Source organism: Halorubrum sp. CGM4_25_10-8A (genome assembly GCF_005435025.1).
Lineage (GTDB): Archaea > Halobacteriota > Halobacteria > Halobacteriales > Haloferacaceae > Halorubrum > Halorubrum ezzemoulense.
The window spans coordinates 23,598-42,152 of the sequence record NZ_SGTX01000023.1; the positions used below are offsets into that span (position 1 = coordinate 23,598).

17 protein-coding genes and 4 pseudogenes are annotated in these 18,555 nt (G+C 54.8%); 4 read left to right on the forward strand and 17 right to left on the reverse strand.

Going from position 1 to position 18,555, the window contains the following annotated elements; genetic code table 11:
• Positions 1-46: 46 nt before the first annotated feature.
• On the reverse strand, positions 47-649 hold the full coding sequence (locus EXE52_RS16335; protein WP_137703886.1) for a hypothetical protein: 603 nt from the start codon (positions 647-649) through the stop codon (positions 47-49).
• A gap of 94 nt (positions 650-743) precedes the next feature.
• On the opposite strand from EXE52_RS16335, the gene EXE52_RS16340 reads away from it, so the two are divergent.
• On the forward strand, positions 744-1,199 hold the full coding sequence (locus EXE52_RS16340) for a MarR family winged helix-turn-helix transcriptional regulator (RefSeq protein ID WP_241988283.1): 456 nt from the start codon (positions 744-746) through the stop codon (positions 1,197-1,199).
• Positions 1,200-1,231: 32 nt separating this feature from the next.
• On the opposite strand, the gene EXE52_RS16345 is transcribed toward EXE52_RS16340, so the two are convergent.
• The 9 genes from EXE52_RS16345 to EXE52_RS16385 all read right to left on the reverse strand — a co-directional run bounded on the left by EXE52_RS16345 (position 1,232) and on the right by EXE52_RS16385 (position 8,451).
• On the reverse strand, positions 1,232-1,888 hold the full coding sequence (locus EXE52_RS16345) for a ribonuclease H-like domain-containing protein (protein WP_137703888.1): 657 nt from the start codon (positions 1,886-1,888) through the stop codon (positions 1,232-1,234).
• Positions 1,885-2,205 (reverse strand): hypothetical protein, encoded by a 321-nt coding sequence (locus EXE52_RS16350; protein ID WP_089309403.1) that lies wholly within the window; start codon positions 2,203-2,205, stop codon positions 1,885-1,887. Before EXE52_RS16350 ends, EXE52_RS16345 begins: the two co-directional genes overlap by 4 nt.
• Before the next feature lie 2 nt (positions 2,206-2,207).
• A complete protein-coding gene (locus EXE52_RS16355; RefSeq protein ID WP_137703889.1) occupies positions 2,208-3,137 on the reverse strand; it encodes a hypothetical protein in 930 nt (309 codons plus the stop codon).
• Between the two features lie 294 nt (positions 3,138-3,431).
• On the reverse strand, positions 3,432-4,091 hold the full coding sequence (locus EXE52_RS16360; RefSeq protein WP_089309405.1) for a helix-turn-helix domain-containing protein: 660 nt from the start codon (positions 4,089-4,091) through the stop codon (positions 3,432-3,434).
• Between the two features lie 104 nt (positions 4,092-4,195).
• Positions 4,196-5,221: a Cdc6/Cdc18 family protein gene (locus tag EXE52_RS16365; RefSeq protein ID WP_137703890.1), complete on the reverse strand. Its 1,026-nt coding sequence runs from the start codon at positions 5,219-5,221 to the stop codon at positions 4,196-4,198.
• A gap of 155 nt (positions 5,222-5,376) precedes the next feature.
• Positions 5,377-5,592, reverse strand: coding sequence for an exodeoxyribonuclease VII small subunit (locus EXE52_RS16370; RefSeq protein WP_137703891.1), 216 nt, complete (start codon positions 5,590-5,592; stop codon positions 5,377-5,379).
• A gap of 42 nt (positions 5,593-5,634) precedes the next feature.
• A complete protein-coding gene (gene xseA / locus EXE52_RS16375) occupies positions 5,635-7,005 on the reverse strand; it encodes an exodeoxyribonuclease VII large subunit (RefSeq protein WP_137703892.1) in 1,371 nt (456 codons plus the stop codon).
• A gap of 27 nt (positions 7,006-7,032) precedes the next feature.
• Positions 7,033-7,947 carry an ADP-ribosylglycohydrolase family protein gene (locus EXE52_RS16380; protein ID WP_137703893.1) on the reverse strand — a complete coding sequence of 305 codons (915 nt, stop codon included), beginning with the start codon at positions 7,945-7,947 and terminating at the stop codon, positions 7,033-7,035.
• A gap of 78 nt (positions 7,948-8,025) precedes the next feature.
• A complete protein-coding gene (locus EXE52_RS16385; RefSeq protein ID WP_137703894.1) occupies positions 8,026-8,451 on the reverse strand; it encodes a DUF6884 domain-containing protein in 426 nt (141 codons plus the stop codon).
• 336 nt (positions 8,452-8,787) lie between these two features.
• On the opposite strand from EXE52_RS16385, the gene EXE52_RS16390 reads away from it, so the two are divergent.
• Entirely contained in the window at positions 8,788-9,804 is a 1,017-nt protein-coding gene (locus EXE52_RS16390; RefSeq protein ID WP_137703895.1) for a hypothetical protein, read from the forward strand.
• A 226-nt stretch (positions 9,805-10,030) separates the two neighbouring features.
• On the opposite strand, the gene EXE52_RS16395 is transcribed toward EXE52_RS16390, so the two are convergent.
• A complete protein-coding gene (locus EXE52_RS16395) occupies positions 10,031-12,160 on the reverse strand; it encodes a phospholipase D-like domain-containing protein (protein WP_137703896.1) in 2,130 nt (709 codons plus the stop codon).
• A gap of 773 nt (positions 12,161-12,933) precedes the next feature.
• Between EXE52_RS16395 and EXE52_RS19220 the strand changes: the two are divergent.
• Positions 12,934-13,128: pseudogene (locus EXE52_RS19220) on the forward strand (type II toxin-antitoxin system VapC family toxin); the annotation flags it as partial.
• A gap of 93 nt (positions 13,129-13,221) precedes the next feature.
• Here the strand turns inward: EXE52_RS19220 and EXE52_RS16405 are convergent.
• Entirely contained in the window at positions 13,222-13,989 is a 768-nt protein-coding gene (locus tag EXE52_RS16405; protein WP_137703897.1) for a hypothetical protein, read from the reverse strand.
• A gap of 251 nt (positions 13,990-14,240) precedes the next feature.
• Here EXE52_RS16405 and EXE52_RS16410 point away from each other — a divergent pair, with 251 nt between their 5' ends.
• Entirely contained in the window at positions 14,241-14,642 is a 402-nt protein-coding gene (locus tag EXE52_RS16410; protein WP_137703898.1) for a type IV pilin, read from the forward strand.
• Positions 14,643-14,702: 60 nt separating this feature from the next.
• On the opposite strand, the pseudogene EXE52_RS16415 reads toward EXE52_RS16410, so the two are convergent.
• The 5 genes and pseudogenes from EXE52_RS16415 to EXE52_RS16435 all read right to left on the reverse strand — a co-directional run.
• Positions 14,703-15,382: pseudogene (locus tag EXE52_RS16415) on the reverse strand (IS6 family transposase).
• A gap of 416 nt (positions 15,383-15,798) precedes the next feature.
• Positions 15,799-17,202: a hypothetical protein gene (locus EXE52_RS16420; protein WP_137703899.1), complete on the reverse strand. Its 1,404-nt coding sequence runs from the start codon at positions 17,200-17,202 to the stop codon at positions 15,799-15,801.
• Positions 17,199-17,600 (reverse strand): hypothetical protein, encoded by a 402-nt coding sequence (locus EXE52_RS16425; protein ID WP_137703900.1) that lies wholly within the window; start codon positions 17,598-17,600, stop codon positions 17,199-17,201. Before EXE52_RS16425 ends, EXE52_RS16420 begins: the two co-directional genes overlap by 4 nt.
• A gap of 275 nt (positions 17,601-17,875) precedes the next feature.
• Positions 17,876-18,427 (reverse strand): annotated as a pseudogene (locus EXE52_RS16430) (IS1595 family transposase); the annotation flags it as partial.
• 8 nt (positions 18,428-18,435) lie between these two features.
• A pseudogene (locus EXE52_RS16435) lies at positions 18,436-18,555 on the reverse strand (IS630 family transposase); the annotation flags it as partial.

The window sequence follows — 18,555 nt, forward strand, 5'->3', positions numbered from 1 at the left end:
CGCTGGGGGTTTCAACACGCTCTGACAACCAAAACGGAGCCTCTCGCTAGGCAACTTGGCGGATGTGAGCTTTGACAGCTTGATAGAGGCCATCAAAATCATCGAACTCGTCTACTGTAACGTGCCAACGCTCCGAAATCGCATCGATCATCGAACTTTCGACGTTCTGTTCGCCAAGAAACAGCACTTCTTCACGGAGTTCCTGTGACGAGAGATGTTCACAGACAGATCCGATCTCGATACCGACACCGAGGTTGTCACCCATCGCCGGAGCAATAAAGACAGTTGCAACGGATGCCTTGGTGAATTCGATACTCTGGGTGGCAGCGTCCATTTCGTAGAGCGGAATTTCAGGATCTGTCGCGAGGAAGGCATTGACGCCTCGCTCTCTTCGGAGTCGTCGGCGGAGTTCGATGAGGAGCCAGAGTGCCTCATCCGCGTCAAAGTCAGTTTCTGTAGCTTGGAGGTTTTGGACTGCTTCATCAAGTGTCGTTCGCGTCGTGGCTACGCCTCGATCGGCAGAGAGTGACTCGTAGGGTGGATAGGACTTGTAGGGCCCCATCAAATAGACGAGGAGTCTGGGTTTGGAGATCTCTGTCTCGCTGATGTAGGGGCTTGTTTCGAGTGCCTCGATCAACCGCTCTTCCATTATTTGTTACTCAACTCGGTGGACCAAATAGCTGGATGGTCTCACCGCAACCATAGTAAAAAATCTTAAGATGGTTGGGAACCAACTGAATTATATGACGAACTCACCCGACCGAACGTCAATGCCTGACGGTGGGTCGCTCCGACGGCGTGACGACTCTAATGAGGGTGATAACGGGTTTGATCTTGACGTTGAACTCCCTGAAGACAGCCTGTTCGATCTTGAAGATTACTTGGAGATGTACGAAGTGGCGTCGAAGCCCAAGCAATATCTGATCCTTGAGGCGCTTGCGGAGAATAATCAACTTAGTACCAGCGAACTGTCAATGGTACTTGGTGAGGAAGATAATGCGCTCCACTATCCTCTTCGGACGCTCAAGGATGTCGCACTCATCAAGAACCGACGCGATCCGAATACGGGGACTGAAGAGACCTATTCGTACTACGAACTGACGGAGCTCGGACGGATAGTGTTGACCGAGGGGATCCGCGAGGGTGTCCGAATACTGGCTCGACAAGAAGCTGCTCTCGAAGACAAATACAGCAACTGATCGTGACCGAGGCCCTCGACAGTTTCTCCGATCTATCCTTCATTACTCACTGGTTCGAGCGATTTCATCGAAAAATCTGATTTCGAGCAGTAGCGTTCTGCGAGTTCCATCAGCACTCGGGTTCGTCGGATATCGGCGACATTGTGAGTGATGAGTGGCTCATACGCACCCCCTTCCCACACTGTCACGGCTTCACCGCTGTCGGCGAATGGATCAAGATCATTCAATCCCGCCCCGACCAGCTCGCCGTAGACGCCGCTCAGCGAATCCTCGCTGGTATTGAACCGCTTCTCGAAGACGTCCATCACGTCGACGTACGGGAGCGTCCCAAAGGGCCACTCGAGGCCGTGCGTACAGAATCGAGTTCGGAGAAATGGCAAGTCGAATCCACCGTTCCACCGCTCGCCGTTGTACGCGACGAGCTTTGCGTCACGCTGGGTGAGCGTTGACGTGACGAACGTCGCCAACTCATTGAGGAGTTCCTGCTCGCTATCGTGTAGTGTGAGCTGGACCGGTGTCTGGAGGGTATCATTCACCCGATCAGCCAAGCCTGCGGTCGGTGTCGACTCGCCTGTATTGAGAAACACCCGTGACGAGACAGCCGAATCGAACCCAACTACTGTGAGTTTATCATCGGCCCCAAACCCCGTTGTCTCGATATCGAAGGCAATTGTCGTCAATTCGGTCATTCTGGCTCTCCAGTGAAATCTTCTCCTGCCGGCTGCTGTCGATCAGTATCACCGTCCGCAATCTGCTGTTCAAGCTCCTCTAGACGCTTTTCGTGGTCATCCAGACGAGCCTCTTGTTCGAGATCGATGCTGAACAGCGCCGGGAGGAGCGGGTTCTGGTGGTTCAACAGCCCGCTCGCGTCGGCGTGCTCGCGGGCGTACTCGAACAGCCGATCGAAGCGCGGCTGGTCGCGACGCCGTAGTGCCCGGCGGAACTCCGTCCAGCGCTCTTCGATGGCCCGCAGAGCGTCCCGATATGTCGGGTTCGTACGCCCCATCGTTACCGACCCCCAGTTGCTGTCCACGCATCGAGTAGGGGATCTGTGGTGGCTGCGAGCGTCTCTCCCTTCGCTGTGACGCCCGTTCCGACACCCTTGGGTGTCGCCGATGCCGGCGTCGTCGGTTCGACGCCGACCTGCGTAGCGCGTGCCGCGAGCAGCTGCCGCCAGTAGGCGAAGGTTGTCTGGTAGTACGCGCCATCGTCGACGGGGTAGATGAGCGTCTCGAACTCCTCGCCACGGATTCGCGGTCCCATCCGTGTTTGCTCGCACTCGAGGTGGTGGGCAGCGACCGTCGCGACGGACTCGGTGAATTCGTCGATCGTACGCCGAGTAACGAGTACTGGGATGTCGTACCCGTCGGCGTACGTTGCCAACCGAGCGAGCGTTCGGGCCTGGAGGGTGTTGGCGTGCCTGTCCCCGTGAGTGTCGTTGGCGCGGTACTGGGCGTCGACAGCCGGCGCGACGATGAGCGAGGGAGTGTATGGTGATTCACCGTCGCCATCCGCTGGCTGCCCATCTTGTGCGTGGTTGTTTGCCGTTGACTCCTGGATGGACTGATTCACCGCCGCCGGGAGGTCGCAGACAGCGCCGTAGTGCTGGTAGGCGGTGAACCCGCGGGCGACGTGGATTCGATCGAGCAATCTGCGGCTCGGAGCGATCTGGGCCAGTGTCGTTGTCGTTGCGTGGCCGTTCGCGTCAATCCAGAAAGCTGGTCCGTCGTGGAGGAGGAGGTGATCAAGGACGAGTGACTGTAGGATTGGAACGCCACGGCTCCCCTCCACGTCGAGCAGCGTGATGCCGTTGTCAAGTTTCGGTAATAGCATCTCATCCGTAGCTGGATCAGCTTGATCGGCGAGGGACCGATTGTGGTCAGCCCCTCGTGTCGGCTGGTCCACCACCAATCGGTTCGCCGGTGAGTGTTCTCCCATAGTCAACTAGTTGTCCACAGCCCCGATAAGCCGCGGCGTGGCGCTTCCGCGTTTCAGGAAAGACACGAAGCACATGGTGACCTCTACGACTGGCTGGATTTCTGTGACTGTCCGACTGCTTCCGAGAACGCTTCCAGAATCTCACCCGACTCGCAGTGGCTATTTAACCAACAGGTGACGTTGTACGTAGTCTGTTGGTTAAAAACTCACCATCGTTCTTCGCTGCCCGGACGGGACCGACATGAGATTGTCAATCGTGTTTGCTGATAAACTCGGACTGTCGCTCGCGAAGACTCATTCTGTCGCACTGTGGTGCGACGCGTCGATGTCCCTATCGTACTCGTCGGCGATGATCTCTAAGGCAGGCTCGTAGGCTGGACGATTCTCTATCATCTGGTCGACAGCGGTATCCAACGGGATCACAGGGTTGCCGTCGACCCACTCGGTATCGATATCGTTGGTCTTCGGGAACAACACGTAGTGGACGTTCCCGTTGATGTCGCTGGCATCCGAGCGTTCGTTGATCGTCGTGTCGATGCCAAACTGCTGGAAGAACGCAATCCACCGGTCGACATCCCGGTCGTGAACTTCAATGAACACCGGATAATCGTCGTGACTCCGTGCGATCTGGTAGCCGCCATGCGTCCAAACGTACGCCGCGTCAATTTCCGTGTATGCGAACTCCATCCCCGCGAAGTGTGGGATGATGTAGGCATCCTCTTGGGAAATGGGGTCGTGGCTGTACAACGCAGCCACCATCTCAGCGTACTGCTGGCGTATCTCGTGATCGACGATCTGGAGTCCATTATCGGTATTCACGATAATCTCTGCGTTTTCTAACCGCTCAATCCAGTCGTATACCCATGAGTACGAGATGTCGATCTTGCTCGCGATGCGGTTAATCGAATCCCCACGTTGAATCGCTAAGACAATCTTCGCAGCTGTGGGGTCCATCAACTCGATCATTGTCTGAATCGCCTCTTGACCACGGTAGTAGTCTCGCTTCTAATTATCTCTAAGAAGATACTAAGATATAGAAACTCTGCTTAGATCGGCTACTACATCGGCGACGCAGCCGCCGCATCGACGAGCGAGTACTCCCGATCCCGACTCGTGCCCTCAGCCTCGAGGAGGTTGTACTGTGCCATCTTCGAGAGGTACGTGCGGACGGTCCGTTTGGTCCGTGGGTCGTCGACGTCCTCAGTATACCGCTCGTGGATCTCGCTCGGTCCGAGTGGACCGTGGTCGCGAACGACATCGTAGACGACTCGTTGGTGTGGGGTGAGAGAATCGAGGCTCTTCTGCTTAATCTGGGCCCGAGCGTCTTCGGCCGCATCGACGAGGATGTCGTCGGTGATACGGTCACAGTTCTCCCGATCAGCCGTGCTGGCTGCGCTTCGAAGCATCCCGATGGCGAGACGGGCATCGCCGGCGGCGGCATCTGCGATTTGGTAGAGCTGGTCATCGCTGATGACGTCCTTTTCAAGTCCCCACTTCGTGCGAGCACTCAAAATATCGTACAGTTGCTCGTCGTGATACTTGTCCATTCGAACGTGTTCACTGGAGCGGAGGCGGCTCACAAGGCGATCGTCGACGCGGCTGAACAGCTCCTCTTCTTTGTTCGCGATACAAATGATGGCGAACTGTGGCAGGCTGTGGAGGTCGTAGATGACGCTCGGGTCTTCGAGTTGATCGACCTCATCGAGAATGACGACGGTTCGGGGTCCGTCGTACTGCTGGAGCCGATCGATGAGCTCGTCGTGCGGTGTCGACTGGCGGTGAATATCGATGGTCGCGCCGATATCATCCAGAATCTGGTAGAGCGTTCGAAAGCGGCTGTAGTTCCGCCAGCAATTAACGTAGGTGGCCTCGACGTCGAGGACTTCCTCGCGGAGCCGTTCGGTAACGAACTTCGAAACACAGGTTTTGCCGACACCGCTCGGACCGGTGACGATGGCTGTGTCAGCCGGTTCGCCGTTCGTGATCGGCTCAAGAACGCTCGAGAGGTGGTTCACCTCGGTGTCGCGATGCTCGACTTCCCGAGGAACGAATCCGGCGCGAAGGACACGAGCATCACGGATCATCTGTCGGTGGGTAGCTGTTGTCCGGGGAAGTCATAAAGGTGTGACTGGGTCGGTTCCGGAAAGGCCCTGAGCGCCGTTGGATCGCTCCTGCTATCGCGTTGCTGTCTCCCGATTCTAATTGTGGAAGCACACGGTTTCCGGAAACGTCTGAAAACTCACTCGGCGCTCTCGATATCGGCGTCTTCACCGTCGATCTCGATGATATCACCGTCACCGACGTCCAGCGCGTCACGGAGCTTCTCAAGATGGTTGTCTGCCTCCTCACGAAGTTCCTTTGCCGTGGTGAGACCAACCTCTCCATCTTCGAGCGTCTCAGCGATCTCTTCAAGTCGACCGATTGTCTCGGCAATGTCGATCTCGGCGTCAGTCATAGCCGATACTCTCTCGGAACGAACTTGAATATCCTGCTCTCGTCACAGGAATCCGCCTGCCCACAGTGCGACACCAAGCAGCAGCAGTCCAACGAGAACAAGAATAACTATCCGGAGCTGTCGGGCTTCCTGTTTTGCCTCTTGAACGTCTGTATCCGTCTCGATGTCTCGATACGCTTCTTCGATCCGACGCTCGAGCGCTTCGGTCTCCTGATCGACGTATGTCTCATACGCCCGATCAATACGAGTCTCAAGCCCGCTAATGCGTCCCTGAGCTGCCCGTACCGTAACAGCCTCTGTCTCTGCGGTGTGTTCGATCTCCTGGAGTGCCGTCTCGATCCTGTCGTCGACCTCATCAAGGCGTGATGCTGTTAGTGTCGCGTAGGTGGTGTCGATCCGCTGTTCGAGATCGGCTGCTCGCTGGAGACGTGCCTGCCGGGTTTCTGCCTCACGTTCGAGCCCGATGACTGCGTTTTCGATCCGCCGACTGAGCGCGTCAAGCTGCTCGCTGACGACGGTTTCGTACCCGGTCTGGAGCCGACGTTCGATAGTGTCGACCCGCTCTCGGATGGTACTCATCTCAGGCGTCGCCACGATCCCCGCGTCTGTCGGCGTCATCGCCGCTTGGTCTGCGACATCTTCGGCGAGGGTCTCATCGTCTTCGTGACCTACAGCGACGACTGTCGGGGTCGCACAATCGGCGATCGCTCGGACGACGGGTTCCTCGTTAAAACACCATAGCGTGTCGTCTGCGCCGCCACCACGCGTGACGACGATCGTGTCGATATCCGGGTCCCGGTCTGCCTGCTGAACCGCTCCAACGATCGATGCGGCGGCGTTTTTGCCCTGCACTGTCGCTCCAAAGAAGGTGAGTGTCACTCCCGGTGCGCGTCCCCAGGCGGACTCACGGAAGTCCTCTCGGGCAGACCCAGTCAATGAGGTGATGATCCCGATATTTGAAGGGAACGGCGGCAATGGCTGTTTTCGGTCAGCATCGAAGAGGCCCTCCTCCTCGAGTTCGGCACGTAATGCCTCCAATTCCTGTGATCGATCGGAGTCGCCAACTGGCCAGTAGTTTTTGACGTTGAGTTGTGTCCGGCCGCCGTCTGCGTAGAAATCGACGTTTGCCCGAACGATTACTTCCTCGCCTTCGGTGATGCTCTCGTCGATGCGGTCGCGATAGGACGACCACACGATACACTGGATTGTTTCTTCGCCGTCGACGTCTCGGAGTGTGAAGAACGTCCCGTAACCCTTCGCTGCCGCGTCCGATACTTCGCCAACGACGTAGGTGGGAAAGCGATCGGCGGCCGCCTCAAGGGTGGCAGCGATCTCGTCGTTGAGCCGAGAGACGGACCATGCCGACTTGTTCGAGTCCGTAGGTTCCGATCCGGAATCGTCGTCGACGGCCATTCAACTCAGCATTTGAGATACGGCGGCTTAGTTCATGGTGACACTCTGTAATCTCCTCGCGAGTGTATCGAGTTCATCTGTCTCATCAATTGCCGACAACCATCGGTCTGGGAGCTGAGACGCGCCAAATCGCGCGCCGGCGACGGCACCAGCAATTGCGCCGATCGTATCCGTGTCTCCGCCACGGTTCACTGCCGTCACGATCGCCTCTTCGGCACTCTCTGCGTGGAGCCCATCGTGGAGCGCTGTTTGAAGTGAGTGTATCACGTATCCAGATGTCTCCAGAGTGTCGGGTGTTTCGCCACGGGCGAGTGGGCTGAGCGCGGTGGTGAGTTCGTCCGGTGCACTTGCGTCAACGTAATCGAGGGCATCCCGCAACGGTGTTGATGCGTCCTCGAGCAGCCCAGCAAGGGTGAGGTTCAGCACGACACAGCCGTCAGTACACCGTGGATCGACGTGTGTGATCTGTGACGATTGTTGGCTCACCTCGGCGAGTCGCTCCCGGTCGGTTGCGTAAGGTATCGCGAGCGGTGGACACCGCATCACACTCCCGTTGCCCGCGTTTTGACCCTCAGGGCTGGCCTCCCAGACATGCTGGCCAGCTTCGCTCCAGTCGTCGCCGTGTTTGAGTCGACTCAACGACTTCATCGTCATCCGGCCAATATCGAACGGGCCACTGTCGTACCAGTCGACGAACCGGGCTGCGATGTCTGCTGGATCGAACGCCTGCTGATCGACAAGGCTGCGGGCGATACACAGCGCCTGTTCGGTATCATCCGTAATCGTCCCAGCGGGTTGGTTCCACGTTCCGTGGCCAACCATCTCGTCGAGTTGTCCGTGTTCGGCCGCAATCGAGGATGCTGACGAGAATTCAACTGGCCGACCGAGCGCATCCCCACAGGCTAGCCCGAGGAGGATCCCACGAGCTCGATCTGAATTCATACGAAGATCAACTACGGCTTTTGTGGAAAAGTATGGGTAGTGGGGCGGGCTCTATGGGCGTCATCTTCTGCGATGCGTTCAAATGCGATCGTTGTACCACGCAAGCGTCTCACCAAACTGTAACCCATCCGTCGGCACTGTGAATTCTACACTCGTCTCGAAAAGCAACGGTGTGAGTTCCTCATGGTAATCTCGTCCAGCGTGGAAGACGAGCTGATTTCCGTCAGCAAGCAAGCCTTCTGCGCGTAGTTGCTTGAACACGATTTCGGCCCACTCCCGTTTCGTATCTACGGACGCACCGCTTAGCGTCTCATCATACGGCTTGATCGGGTCTCCGTCCGGATCAAGCAAATGGTGTTTCGCAGAGAGAATATACCACACCTCGTGATTCGCTTCAACGTACTGCCGCGCCTTCCTGAAAAACGCCGACTCAAGATACAGATCCTTCGGTTTCGCTGCCTCCTCGCGCTTACTCTTCGTACAGCTGACGAGTCCGACTTCCATACTGGGTCGTTGTGTTGTCGATCCTATAACCGGCTTTGATACCGTGTCTGCGAGCACGCTGTGAGTGGGGTGTCTCCATCCCCCAATTATATCATCTGCCCGATAGTGGACAGGATAATGGCAGTCTCGCTGGCGGAACCGACAGTGCTTGCTGCCGCGAAAGACGCACTATACCCTCATATCGACACGAGCTCTGGCCAGTACGCAATCACAGAAACGCAGTTCACGCAATCCACGTGGGGCGGGTAGACAATACCCGACTCGATCCGCGATCGACTTGCACCGTACAACACGATCCGGCTCGCTGCTGGCGAACCCGATCTACTCGGCGTCGGCATGCCAGCAACCGAGGTGCTGAATGGTGACGCAGCCACGACACCAGTCACGGTGATCGAGGCGAAAGGCCACAACACCGACCCGGCGGCAGCCGACATTCAACGGGGCATTACCCAGGCACACGCGCACCTTCCCGAAGTCAACCTCGGATACGTTGCCGCACCAGCCCCCAGTATCACCGACACAGCGCGCGCACAAGCACGGACCCTCAACGTCGGTGTCATTGGCGTCGATAGCACCGACACGGCACACGTGGTTGAGCCTGCTCGCGTCACTGGGGCTGGAGAGTTCTCGACGACGATCGACGCGGTGCGACTCCAAGCGACAACGCATCGGCTCACCGACGGCAGCTTCCCAGTCAATCACCCGAAGAACTACCTCGGGTATGCGCTCGCACTTGCTGCTGATGGTGACACTGACGCCGTGTACGCCGACAACGTCATCAACGCTATCTCGGGTGGCCGGCGTGGCGCGATTCTGTTGGGTCTCGTCGACGACCAGCCAACCGGTGATTCGCTCACACACCTCGGCGCAGAAGTCATTCGCTTCGCCCGCCAGCAGCACGGCAGTGTCACAGCTGCGCTCGCAGAGTTCGATACGTGGACCGGCAAATCAACGCGATTCACCGAACTCGCTCCGCGGTGGGCACAGCTCGCACGCTCTGTCGCCGTCCAATACGAGCCCACGCGACTCATCATCACTGCGCTTGAGCGCCTCCATGACAGTGGTATCCGTGATGCGTCGCTCGCCGACGTCGCCCTTGAAGCCACACGCATCAACCAGCCGCTGGCTGTCGAGGTGTTCTTTACCCAGAATCGTCGGGAAGACGTTCTGACCGCTGACGGTGATATTAACGAATCTATGTTGACAGACCCGACTGTGTACAAGTCAGGTATCCACTTCCAGTTCAAGTACCAGCTCTACCACCTCGGAATTCTCACCACTGGGGGGACTGACGACAAAGACGACGTGTTGAGTGACACGTGGCGACTAGCGCAAGCAATCGGCCTACTGTGATCGTAGCTATTCTCTAGGTAGGAGAGCTTGATGCTGAATTATACGGCATTCCGAGAACGTCCTTGATTAGTAAGCTGTCCACCAATATCTTAGTGTCACCACTCTACGCCGTCACATCAGCAAAGCTCAGTTCATCGTGAGCGTATGAGTACTGCTTCAAATCCTCGCAAGCTGTCGGAAGATCAGTTGGTGGGATGTACTCTGAATCCCCGATTGGATGCGCCATTTAACCTAATAAGCGACTGAGAAATCCTTTCCCGCCGTCTATCTCGTCGTCGCCACCTAACTCAGCGAGTTCAATCCACTCTTCGAAGCCGTCTGGGTTCTTGATGATAATACTCCGCCCGCTCTTTTCCGGCCGCATCTTCGTCGGGAGGGTCTTCCGATAACTGTAGAGTTCGTGTGGCTCAAGATCGAATTCGGCAATAAGTCGATTTTCACGCCGATCGAACGTTACGTCACCGCGTTCGTAGGCTTGTTTCCACTTACGCTTGCCAATGTTGTACTTCCGGTTCGCCGGCTCTTTCGGGAAGAATGACGGGACATTACGGTCAGCATGGTCGTAAAACTCGAGAAACACTTGCCGAACGTCATCGACAGTCCCACCGGCATCGAGGTATCGCTCCTCTCCCAAGATACGCCGTGACACATACGAGAAGATCGGGTTGCGAGCGTCGAGGATCGTATTGAGGTCTTCCTGCGCTTTGTAGAAGCCCTCATCCTCGGGATTAGACGGGAACGCGACGTCGAAGTGAAGCATTTTCGCCCGGTTTCGGAACCAATCATTCGGCCGGGAGTCGTTGCTCGTGAAGATGAGCGTTGGGTACGCAATCTCATTTGAGGGGTGCCATGAGTCCTGCCAGAAGTTCCGAAGTGTATCGACCCGCTCAATCTTCTGTTTGGAGATGTCCGAGACGACGTACGGGAACACCGTGTCGATATTTCGCAGCGACCGGATCTGGTTCTTTCCGACATCGTCTGCGTCGGCGCCACCGCGAACAAGATCATCGGAGATGAGCCGTAGCACGAACTCGGTGAACTTGTCTTTTCCTGCGTCGGACTCACCGAAGATGTAGAGATACTGGAGCGCGTTATCCAGGGTAACACTTTCGTAGAACTGCTCTGCGTACAGATTCACGAACGGGGCCCAGAGCCCGTAGAGTACACCTTCATACAGGTGCGCTTTCACCGCCTTCGGGTTGTTCGTTTCGCCCCAGCGGTCGATCGTCTTGATGTAATTCTCGATATTCTCGAGGGCTGCGTCAAGGAGATCTGGGTCGGGTTCGTGGTCAGCGGTCAGGATACGATGGTGTTCACCGTGCTGAAGGTGGACGCGCTGGCTCTCTTCGTCGATCCACATCTTCGGCACGTCGTACCGCGTTTGAAGATAGTTGGTGTACCCCTCAACCGATGTTGTGATGGCGTCAGCACCTACGTCCGCTCCGCGCCGTTTGAGATCGGCTTCCATCTGGTCGAGGTAGCCGTCGTTTTCGTACCCTTGCGTTGAGAGGGTGATTGAGTATTCAGGCGTTTTTGCTGCGGTGATTCCTTCTGATGGCTCTGTCTCTGGCTGTTCGCCGCTGGTGTTGGTGTCGTCTTCAGGTTCGATCTCTTCGGGGTCGATGCTAACGACCTCATCTGCTTTATCGGGGTCATCGGTTATGCTCACGACTTGGTCTACCTCATCACCTAACGCTTCGAGTTCCTGACCGACATTCGAGTGAATTTCCCCCTGCTCAGAGAGTTGCGTGTTCCGGTTGTCTATCCACAATTCAATTCGGCGTTCAACCTCCTCTTCGTCCTCAAGTTCTTCTAGGTCTGCCGCAAGATCCTCCATGAAGATGGTGTCAGCATACTCCTCGCGGTGGTGGTCAATCCATTGGATGAACTGTTGATCGAGTTGGCTCCCGACCTCCGTGTTGAATACGACGATGCTGTTGGTCTGGTTTTTCCAGCTGTTGTAGGACAGATTCGCGCTCCCAGCGATGAGCGTCACTGTCTCGTCACCCTCGACGATCCGATACAGCTTGGAGTGGACGATCTTCCGGTTTTTGAGTCGGACCGTCAGTCGATCTTCCTCGTAATAACGTTCAAGCCGGCGAGCTACTGTGGCATCGTCAACTGCGGACTGGTACTCATCTTTGTCCCCGACGAGGACGTCCATGGTCTCCAGCGTGGAGCCCTCCTTGTCAAAGAGTTCTAAGAGTAGTTCCGGAGATTCACAGTAGGTGACTGCGTCGATATGGACCGCGTCGTCGAAGAAGTTGGTAAAGGACTGCCAACTCTTGACGGTTTGCCACTCCATCTGCGCGGAGTTGCCGAATCCCCCGAGGTTGATTGTTGTGTCCCAATCCATTTGTTGGTAGGTTGGGAGGATCGGTAATAAGAATTAGCGGAAAATTTGACTGGCCGCGATGTCGGGGCTGACGATAAAAAAATAGTATGGCTGAACGAAGGGAGGGGATTACGGCTCACTAACGCGAGTGTAGCGAGACCACGCCGGCGAACTTCGAGCACATCACCGGTAGGGTATGAGCGGTCGAACTAGTGTGCGGGTAGGGTCACCGGGGACTAGCGGGATAAGAATCCGAACCAAACGGGGCACTAGCTATCGGACCGCTGCCGTGGGTGGACGTCGCCGAGGTCATATTTCACGCCAAAATGTAGGATTAGTTTTGACCCGCGGGTCACTTCGGTCGTGTTCTCGTGTGAGCCTATCCTACTTATACCAGTACAGGTTTACACAGTTTTCTGAGAACCAGTACCTTCTCAATGCGTTACGGGGGTTAGTTCGTAGATGTATCTGTAATCAATTCGAATACACGCTGATAATCTGACAATGTCACATCTCGATGATTAAGTCGGGCGATTGTATATGCCACATTCAGTAAGGCAAGACCTGTACGGACATTATCGATAGAACCGATTTGTTCGCTCTTATATCTCTTAATTTCTCCCTTTTTGTTTCAGAATTATAGGTTCGAAATTTTAGGCCCATGAAATGAACTTCCTCAATTCATCCGTCTCTTCTGGATCTTTTCCCTGGCGAAACCGGTCGTACTGAAAATCAATTGTGGTATCTCTCTCACCCTCGGTGAGCCGGTCAAACTTGATGACAAACTCAAAAGGATAGATGTCGGCGATACTTGGACGGACGCCTCGGAGTATACGCTCAGGTATAATCCTGCGCTTGGCGACTCGTTCGCGCTGGCGACAGCTGAACACGTCGACGCAACGCTCTTAGTTGGCGGTGACGACGATTATCACGATGTCTCTGATATTCCGATCGAACGGTTCCGCGTAGGCCCCCGTTCGAAGATCTAACTTATTATACTCCTTACCAATCCTACCGTGGTGAGTGTAATGATCTCGAAAAGAAACCAGCCGACCAAGTCAGCAGCTAAACACTCATACCAGTCATGTGAGACCAAGCTCGCGGGCGGCGTCTGCTGAAATAGTGATCCCCTGCTCCCCACGTGAGACAGAGCTAGAAACAGATTCGTCGATGAGTTCGTGTAAATCTGTGATATAGGATTTTGGACGCTCTTCTTGAATGCGTGTCGTCGCCTTCGTTTCGAAGTATGCGCCACGATGTGCCACATATATTTCGACAAACCTCCGCCGGAGCGGTTCAGAACTCTCCCAGACGACCGCCGGAACAGAGTCAAGAGCCGTCTTTACACCATGCGGAGCACCCATCGCGACGAGACACCGTCCAAGTACCGAGGCGTCTGTTGCCGGGTACACTTCAGTCGCGCGCTGGTCACTGTTCAGATTGCGACAGTGTGCGTCAACACCGACTGCTGTGAATGCCGCTTCAATCGCCTCACGATCAACCCGACGCCCGAGTGTAATTGCAGGCACATATGTTTCGTTGATACTCCCGCCCGCGAGGATGTGAGCGAGCACCTCGACGAGTGCGCCCGCCATTTTGGAGCTAGGATCAAGCCAGCCGTTGGCGCTTGCCGTGTCAATTCCATGGACTGAGTCAGGTTTTCCTCCATTGAGCCATGGCCGAACTCGCCCAGCTGGAAGTTCAAGCGCGGTCCCGACTGCGGTCCGGCCAGCCTTCGGGTGCTCAGCAGCATATGCTTGGACACGCTGGTAGTCTTCGACCTTCTCCCACGGATCGGCATACTCCCGGTCGGAGTAGGTTCGCGCTATTGAGCGTGCCGTCGGTTCCATACCTATGTATTAACATCCTGAGCGATACATCTTGTGAGACATTTTCACATTTGATATCCTGATCAGAGTGTTTATATCCGCACTTCACATACATTAGAGCATACCGACGGGCGAACTGAAGGTAACGGCAGGATGGAAGGTCATCCTACCACCTCGGGTCTACACGATGCAGGGCCTCACAAGGCACCTAGTATTCTCCACCCCGGTGTCGTTAACCTTCGTATCTGTTCCGTTGGCGATACAACGAAATCATGAACATCAAAACAGCATTCCAAGATAGTGAACGGGCCGTTAGTCCCGTTATAGGGGTTATACTCATGGTCGCTATAACTGTAATTTTAGCGGCTGTGATCGGCACGTTCGTGCTGGGACTCGGTGATAGTATTGGTAGTTCAGCTACTGCTGGCATTTCTGTTGAAGGTGAGGGAACCGATTCAGCAACAGTAACTCTCAGCAACCTCGGAACAGCCGAAGAGGTAATCCTTCGAAGCAACACCACCGATACTTCGTTTAGTGGATCTGGGGAAACTCTAACAGCGGTTGGAAATTCCACCACCATTACAACTACCAGCGATGCCACCATTAGTGTGGTCGCTGTTGACGAAGAAGAAGAAGAAACGCTTCTCCGCTCCTTCAAAGTCACTGCCCCATAATCCGTTCAACGGATCAAATCGGCTACTTTTATTTTGATATAATACGTCGAACGGCACTGTCTAGTTTAGCACCTTCTCAGCTGGCGTTCGATCGTTGAGTGATTGATGCGGTCGTTGATAGTTATAGTAGTGTACGAACCGTTCAAGCCATTCGCGGACGCTTGCCCGACTGCCCACCCACGAGTGATGAAAACGGTCAATTCGCATTTTGAGGGTATGAAACCACTTTTCGATCAGGTTTCAGTCAGTGTAGTCAACCTGACCGTTCAAGTCTAATCGAGAGAAGGCAGTCCGGTAACCGAACTGATCGACGAGAAACGTGGCGTCACAGAGATCGTGTTTCTCACGGAGACCAGCAAGGAACGCAACTGCCGGATCGGTACCATGTCGTCCAAACAGTTGGACATCGAGGATCAATTTTTCTTCAAGATCTATTGCGGCAGATAACCAAGACAGCTCACCATTGATTTTGATAGCAGTTTCGTCAACACCGACCCGCCGACGGCGAAGCCGTCAAGGGTCGGTGCTGCTATCAGCAACTCGATGTACCCATTGAAAAATAGCCTGATGAGAGCGTTCAACGCCGAAGAGACGAAGAATCTCTTGTATTTCTCTGAGAGAACAACCGGTCGCGTGGAGCCGGACGGTGAACCCCTGACGGGCGTCGCCGTCCGCTCACTCTCCCAACATTCAACATTCGCCGTCTCAAGCGTCTCAGTGAGCAGTTCTTGTTTGAGCATAGGCACCAAAACCAACGAACTGCTCACTTCTCAAACTGGCTTAACTTGGCAGTCCAAAACGGTAGTATATTCATTATATGACAGGCTGGCCAGTGTAAGACTTAACGAATACACCGATCAGACAACCTCAGAATAGTCCACAATGCTCACCATATGAGCTCAACAATAGGAACTACGCTCATGAAAAACATGTCATAAATCAGAGAACAATATGAACCACCTCTTTGAGAGCTTTTTGACTGGGTTACAGAAGATCCGCTGACCAGAGTTGGAAGACTTTGATATATGGTGTGAGCTTGTCTTTTGAGACGCCCCGACGCGGTAAGAAAGGAGCTGTACAGTCAATTCTCCAGCGGATTTTGCTGGAATTGTGTATCGCTAATTGGTCGCAATTATTGGATTAGCTCGTATGGGTACTAGTCATCGACTTCACCGTAGGCTGGCGTGCCAGAGATGGCCCCCCGTTCCACCTCGAGTTCTCCTTCTTCCCCTTCAGTATCTTCAATACGAGCCCCGTCGACAGAAACAATTCCATCTTCACTAGCAGAAGCCTCTATGCCATCACCACTGAGAGTCGCATCTTGGATGTCAATATTTCCATCGTCCTCATCCGTGGTTAGTGTCAGCTCATCGCCTGATCGTAGTATTGCTCCAGCAGCCATTATGTTTCCTCCTGTTGATTCGATCGTTAGATCATTATTTGTAGACTCAACAGTAATACCGCTTCGTATTGTTACGCTGTTTGCAACAATTCTTCTGTTCCCGTTTTCTATACTATCTCTCTCAATTATGAGATCTACTGACTCAGCGTCAAAATTTTTGAGATTTTGTGCCGAGTACGTCTCTTCTTCGGAATCATACACGCCGTTCCCATTCGCGTCGTTGAACGCGACATCGTCGGCCGGGAGTGGATCACCGGTGCTATCATCATCATCATTGTCACTATCGTCGTTGTCACCACTCCCGCCGCCACCGATGCGCGCAGCGTCGTTCTGAGTTGGCTCTTCAGGTGCTTCCTGTACGCCCACTGTATCCACAGTCAGGTTGCTGGTGGTTGTCTCAAGCGTCAGGTTGTAGACGCCATCGTCATTTGTGTCATCCGTAATACTGTACTCATTGTTTGGAATATCAGTCGTGCCCCAGTACTCGTCATCGCTCAACCGCGTCGGGACAGTGACAATGAGATCACCTTCTGGAATCTCACCAGTGACACTGTCAGCTGGGCGGAGTTCAAGAGTAACTTGGCTGGTCCCGCTTCGGCGAAACTCGTTCTGGAGTGCCGTAATCTGTACCTTACCGTTGTCGATGAGGGACTGATCTTCAATCACCGCGATTCCACCCCCGTCGTCACGAGCATCGAGGTAAAGCACGGATGCATCATACCACGTCGGCGATCGGTCAAGTTCGTTATATCCGGGTCGGTACTCGATGAACCGAGTCGGAATAGTCTCGATCACCGTCTCATTGGATTCGTACGCAATTGTGATCGGATACGATTCGCTGGTCCGTATTGTCCCGGACGGCGCTGGAGGATTTATTGTGAATATGCGGGTTGAATAGGTAGTGCCCAGCTGAACCGTCTGATACTGTGGCTGGTCGATGCTCCCGGCTTGTAGAATACCCGCTCTGAGCTCAACAAGATCGTTACGGACCTCTCCGGAGTGTTGGAACTCCGTCTCCGCATTCTGCTGTGGAACGACTTCTACCTGATACAGTGAGAGGGCAAGGATCAGAAATCCAAACAGAATAACGACCCCGATCACTGGCGCAACAGCACGATTGTCGTCTATCATTGACATGCTAACTGATTGGTCGCTCATTGTGGATTCACCTGTACACGCTGTGTATCTTCTGCTGACGGCCAAATGGCTAGTCGAATATCTGCAGGACTCGGAACGATATAGAGGAGCCAGTACGCAATCATGAGATGGTGAAGATAGTATGGGTCAGCGGTTTTAATCTGCTGCCAAATACCGGTTTGAATAGCGATGACAGCAGTTACGCTGCCGACAAATAGAGGGGCAAGTGCAATCATTCGAAGTGTGGCTTTTGCCGGCACTCTCTCAAAGTCGAGACGAAGTCGGAGCGGGACCCATGAGGTATGCTCAATTGAAATCGGGCAGGTAATCCGAGCGACTGCTAGGTGGGTGAGTTCGTGGAGTCCTATCACAAGAACCGGGAAGCAGATAGCGAGAAAGATTGCTTGAACTCCAGCCATACCAAGTCACTATTTGCTAAGCATTTAAATCTGGTATTCAAATTTGATGTCCATGATAATCGAATCTAGTACTACGTTTCGGGCTTGCGGCCCCTATCTCGACATGTGGTCCGGCCGTCCTAAAAATATGATTGCCGAGACGTGTACGCCGGCGTCAATAGATAGATCACGACGACCAACGCAGAGAGCCGAATGGGCTACAAGGATCCCAGAGTGGATGTTGTGCCGGTCTGATCACTTTCCCTCAGACGCTCTTGTGTAGCACATTGTTGATTTCAGAGAGTGGCTTTGACAGCGTGTTTGAGCGCTTCTCGTCCGGGTTTGCGGTAGAGTTCACGTCTGAGTTGGAACGCGCGGAAATACTGTGTGAGGCGATCTTTTGAGATGCCTCGATGCGGCGAGAGCCACCGTCGCGCCAGCGACGCGTGGCTCTCGCACGTGTTCACGTGGACTGCGTCATCCGCGTATTCACCGTCTCCGTGAACGACGTATTCGCGCTCGAATGCCTCAGCTTCCTCAAGCGGATCGTACGCGCAAAATCCGTCGGTATAGACGGTGAGAGGCTCCTGCTGGCGGTCAGCCAGCAGGAGCCGGATCGTCGATTCGTCTGCGGATTTCGCCGGCACGATGTATCGCTGCTCGGTGCCGCGATCCACGAGGACAAACACCGGCGGTTTGTCCTGTTCATACGTCCCGCGTCCGCGTCGAGAGAGGCTGCGAGAGCGCGACCAGCGGTCGCGCTCGCGGCCTTTCAGGCCGGCAGAGACGTAGAACTCGTCAATTTCGACCGGGCCACGGAGATCGAGTGACGGCGCGTCGAGCGCTTCGGTAGTACCTAGCATAACTTTTGAAGATAGTCGTCGAGATGATTGTCGATCCAAGAGGCCGCGAAACTAAGCTGAGCTGTGAGCTTCTCAAAGAGTTCGGTAAGGAGAGCGCGGTATTCTGCCGCGCT

Bases quoted from the DNA above. Each gene is read 5' to 3' on its own strand.
- xseA (WP_137703892.1), bottom strand. From the start codon at position 7,005: ATGGCCGTCGACGACGATTCCGGATCGGAACCTACGGACTCGAACAAG.
- EXE52_RS16410 (WP_137703898.1), top strand. From the start codon at position 14,241: ATGAACATCAAAACAGCATTCCAAGATAGTGAACGGGCCGTTAGTCCC.
- EXE52_RS16345 (WP_137703888.1), bottom strand. From the start codon at position 1,888: ATGACCGAATTGACGACAATTGCCTTCGATATCGAGACAACGGGGTTT.
- EXE52_RS16355 (WP_137703889.1), bottom strand. From the start codon at position 3,137: ATGGGAGAACACTCACCGGCGAACCGATTGGTGGTGGACCAGCCGACA.
- EXE52_RS16340 (WP_241988283.1), top strand. From the start codon at position 744: ATGACGAACTCACCCGACCGAACGTCAATGCCTGACGGTGGGTCGCTC.
- EXE52_RS16385 (WP_137703894.1), bottom strand. From the start codon at position 8,451: ATGGAAGTCGGACTCGTCAGCTGTACGAAGAGTAAGCGCGAGGAGGCA.
- EXE52_RS16395 (WP_137703896.1), bottom strand. From the start codon at position 12,160: ATGGATTGGGACACAACAATCAACCTCGGGGGATTCGGCAACTCCGCG.
- EXE52_RS16420 (WP_137703899.1), bottom strand. From the start codon at position 17,202: ATGAGCGACCAATCAGTTAGCATGTCAATGATAGACGACAATCGTGCT.
- EXE52_RS16370 (WP_137703891.1), bottom strand. From the start codon at position 5,592: ATGACTGACGCCGAGATCGACATTGCCGAGACAATCGGTCGACTTGAA.
- EXE52_RS16365 (WP_137703890.1), bottom strand. From the start codon at position 5,221: ATGATCCGTGATGCTCGTGTCCTTCGCGCCGGATTCGTTCCTCGGGAA.
- EXE52_RS16405 (WP_137703897.1), bottom strand. From the start codon at position 13,989: ATGGAACCGACGGCACGCTCAATAGCGCGAACCTACTCCGACCGGGAG.
- EXE52_RS16335 (WP_137703886.1), bottom strand. From the start codon at position 649: ATGGAAGAGCGGTTGATCGAGGCACTCGAAACAAGCCCCTACATCAGC.
- EXE52_RS16360 (WP_089309405.1), bottom strand. From the start codon at position 4,091: ATGGACCCCACAGCTGCGAAGATTGTCTTAGCGATTCAACGTGGGGAT.
- EXE52_RS16425 (WP_137703900.1), bottom strand. From the start codon at position 17,600: ATGGCTGGAGTTCAAGCAATCTTTCTCGCTATCTGCTTCCCGGTTCTT.
- EXE52_RS16350 (WP_089309403.1), bottom strand. From the start codon at position 2,205: ATGGGGCGTACGAACCCGACATATCGGGACGCTCTGCGGGCCATCGAA.
- EXE52_RS16380 (WP_137703893.1), bottom strand. From the start codon at position 7,947: ATGAATTCAGATCGAGCTCGTGGGATCCTCCTCGGGCTAGCCTGTGGG.
- EXE52_RS16390 (WP_137703895.1), top strand. From the start codon at position 8,788: ATGCCAGCAACCGAGGTGCTGAATGGTGACGCAGCCACGACACCAGTC.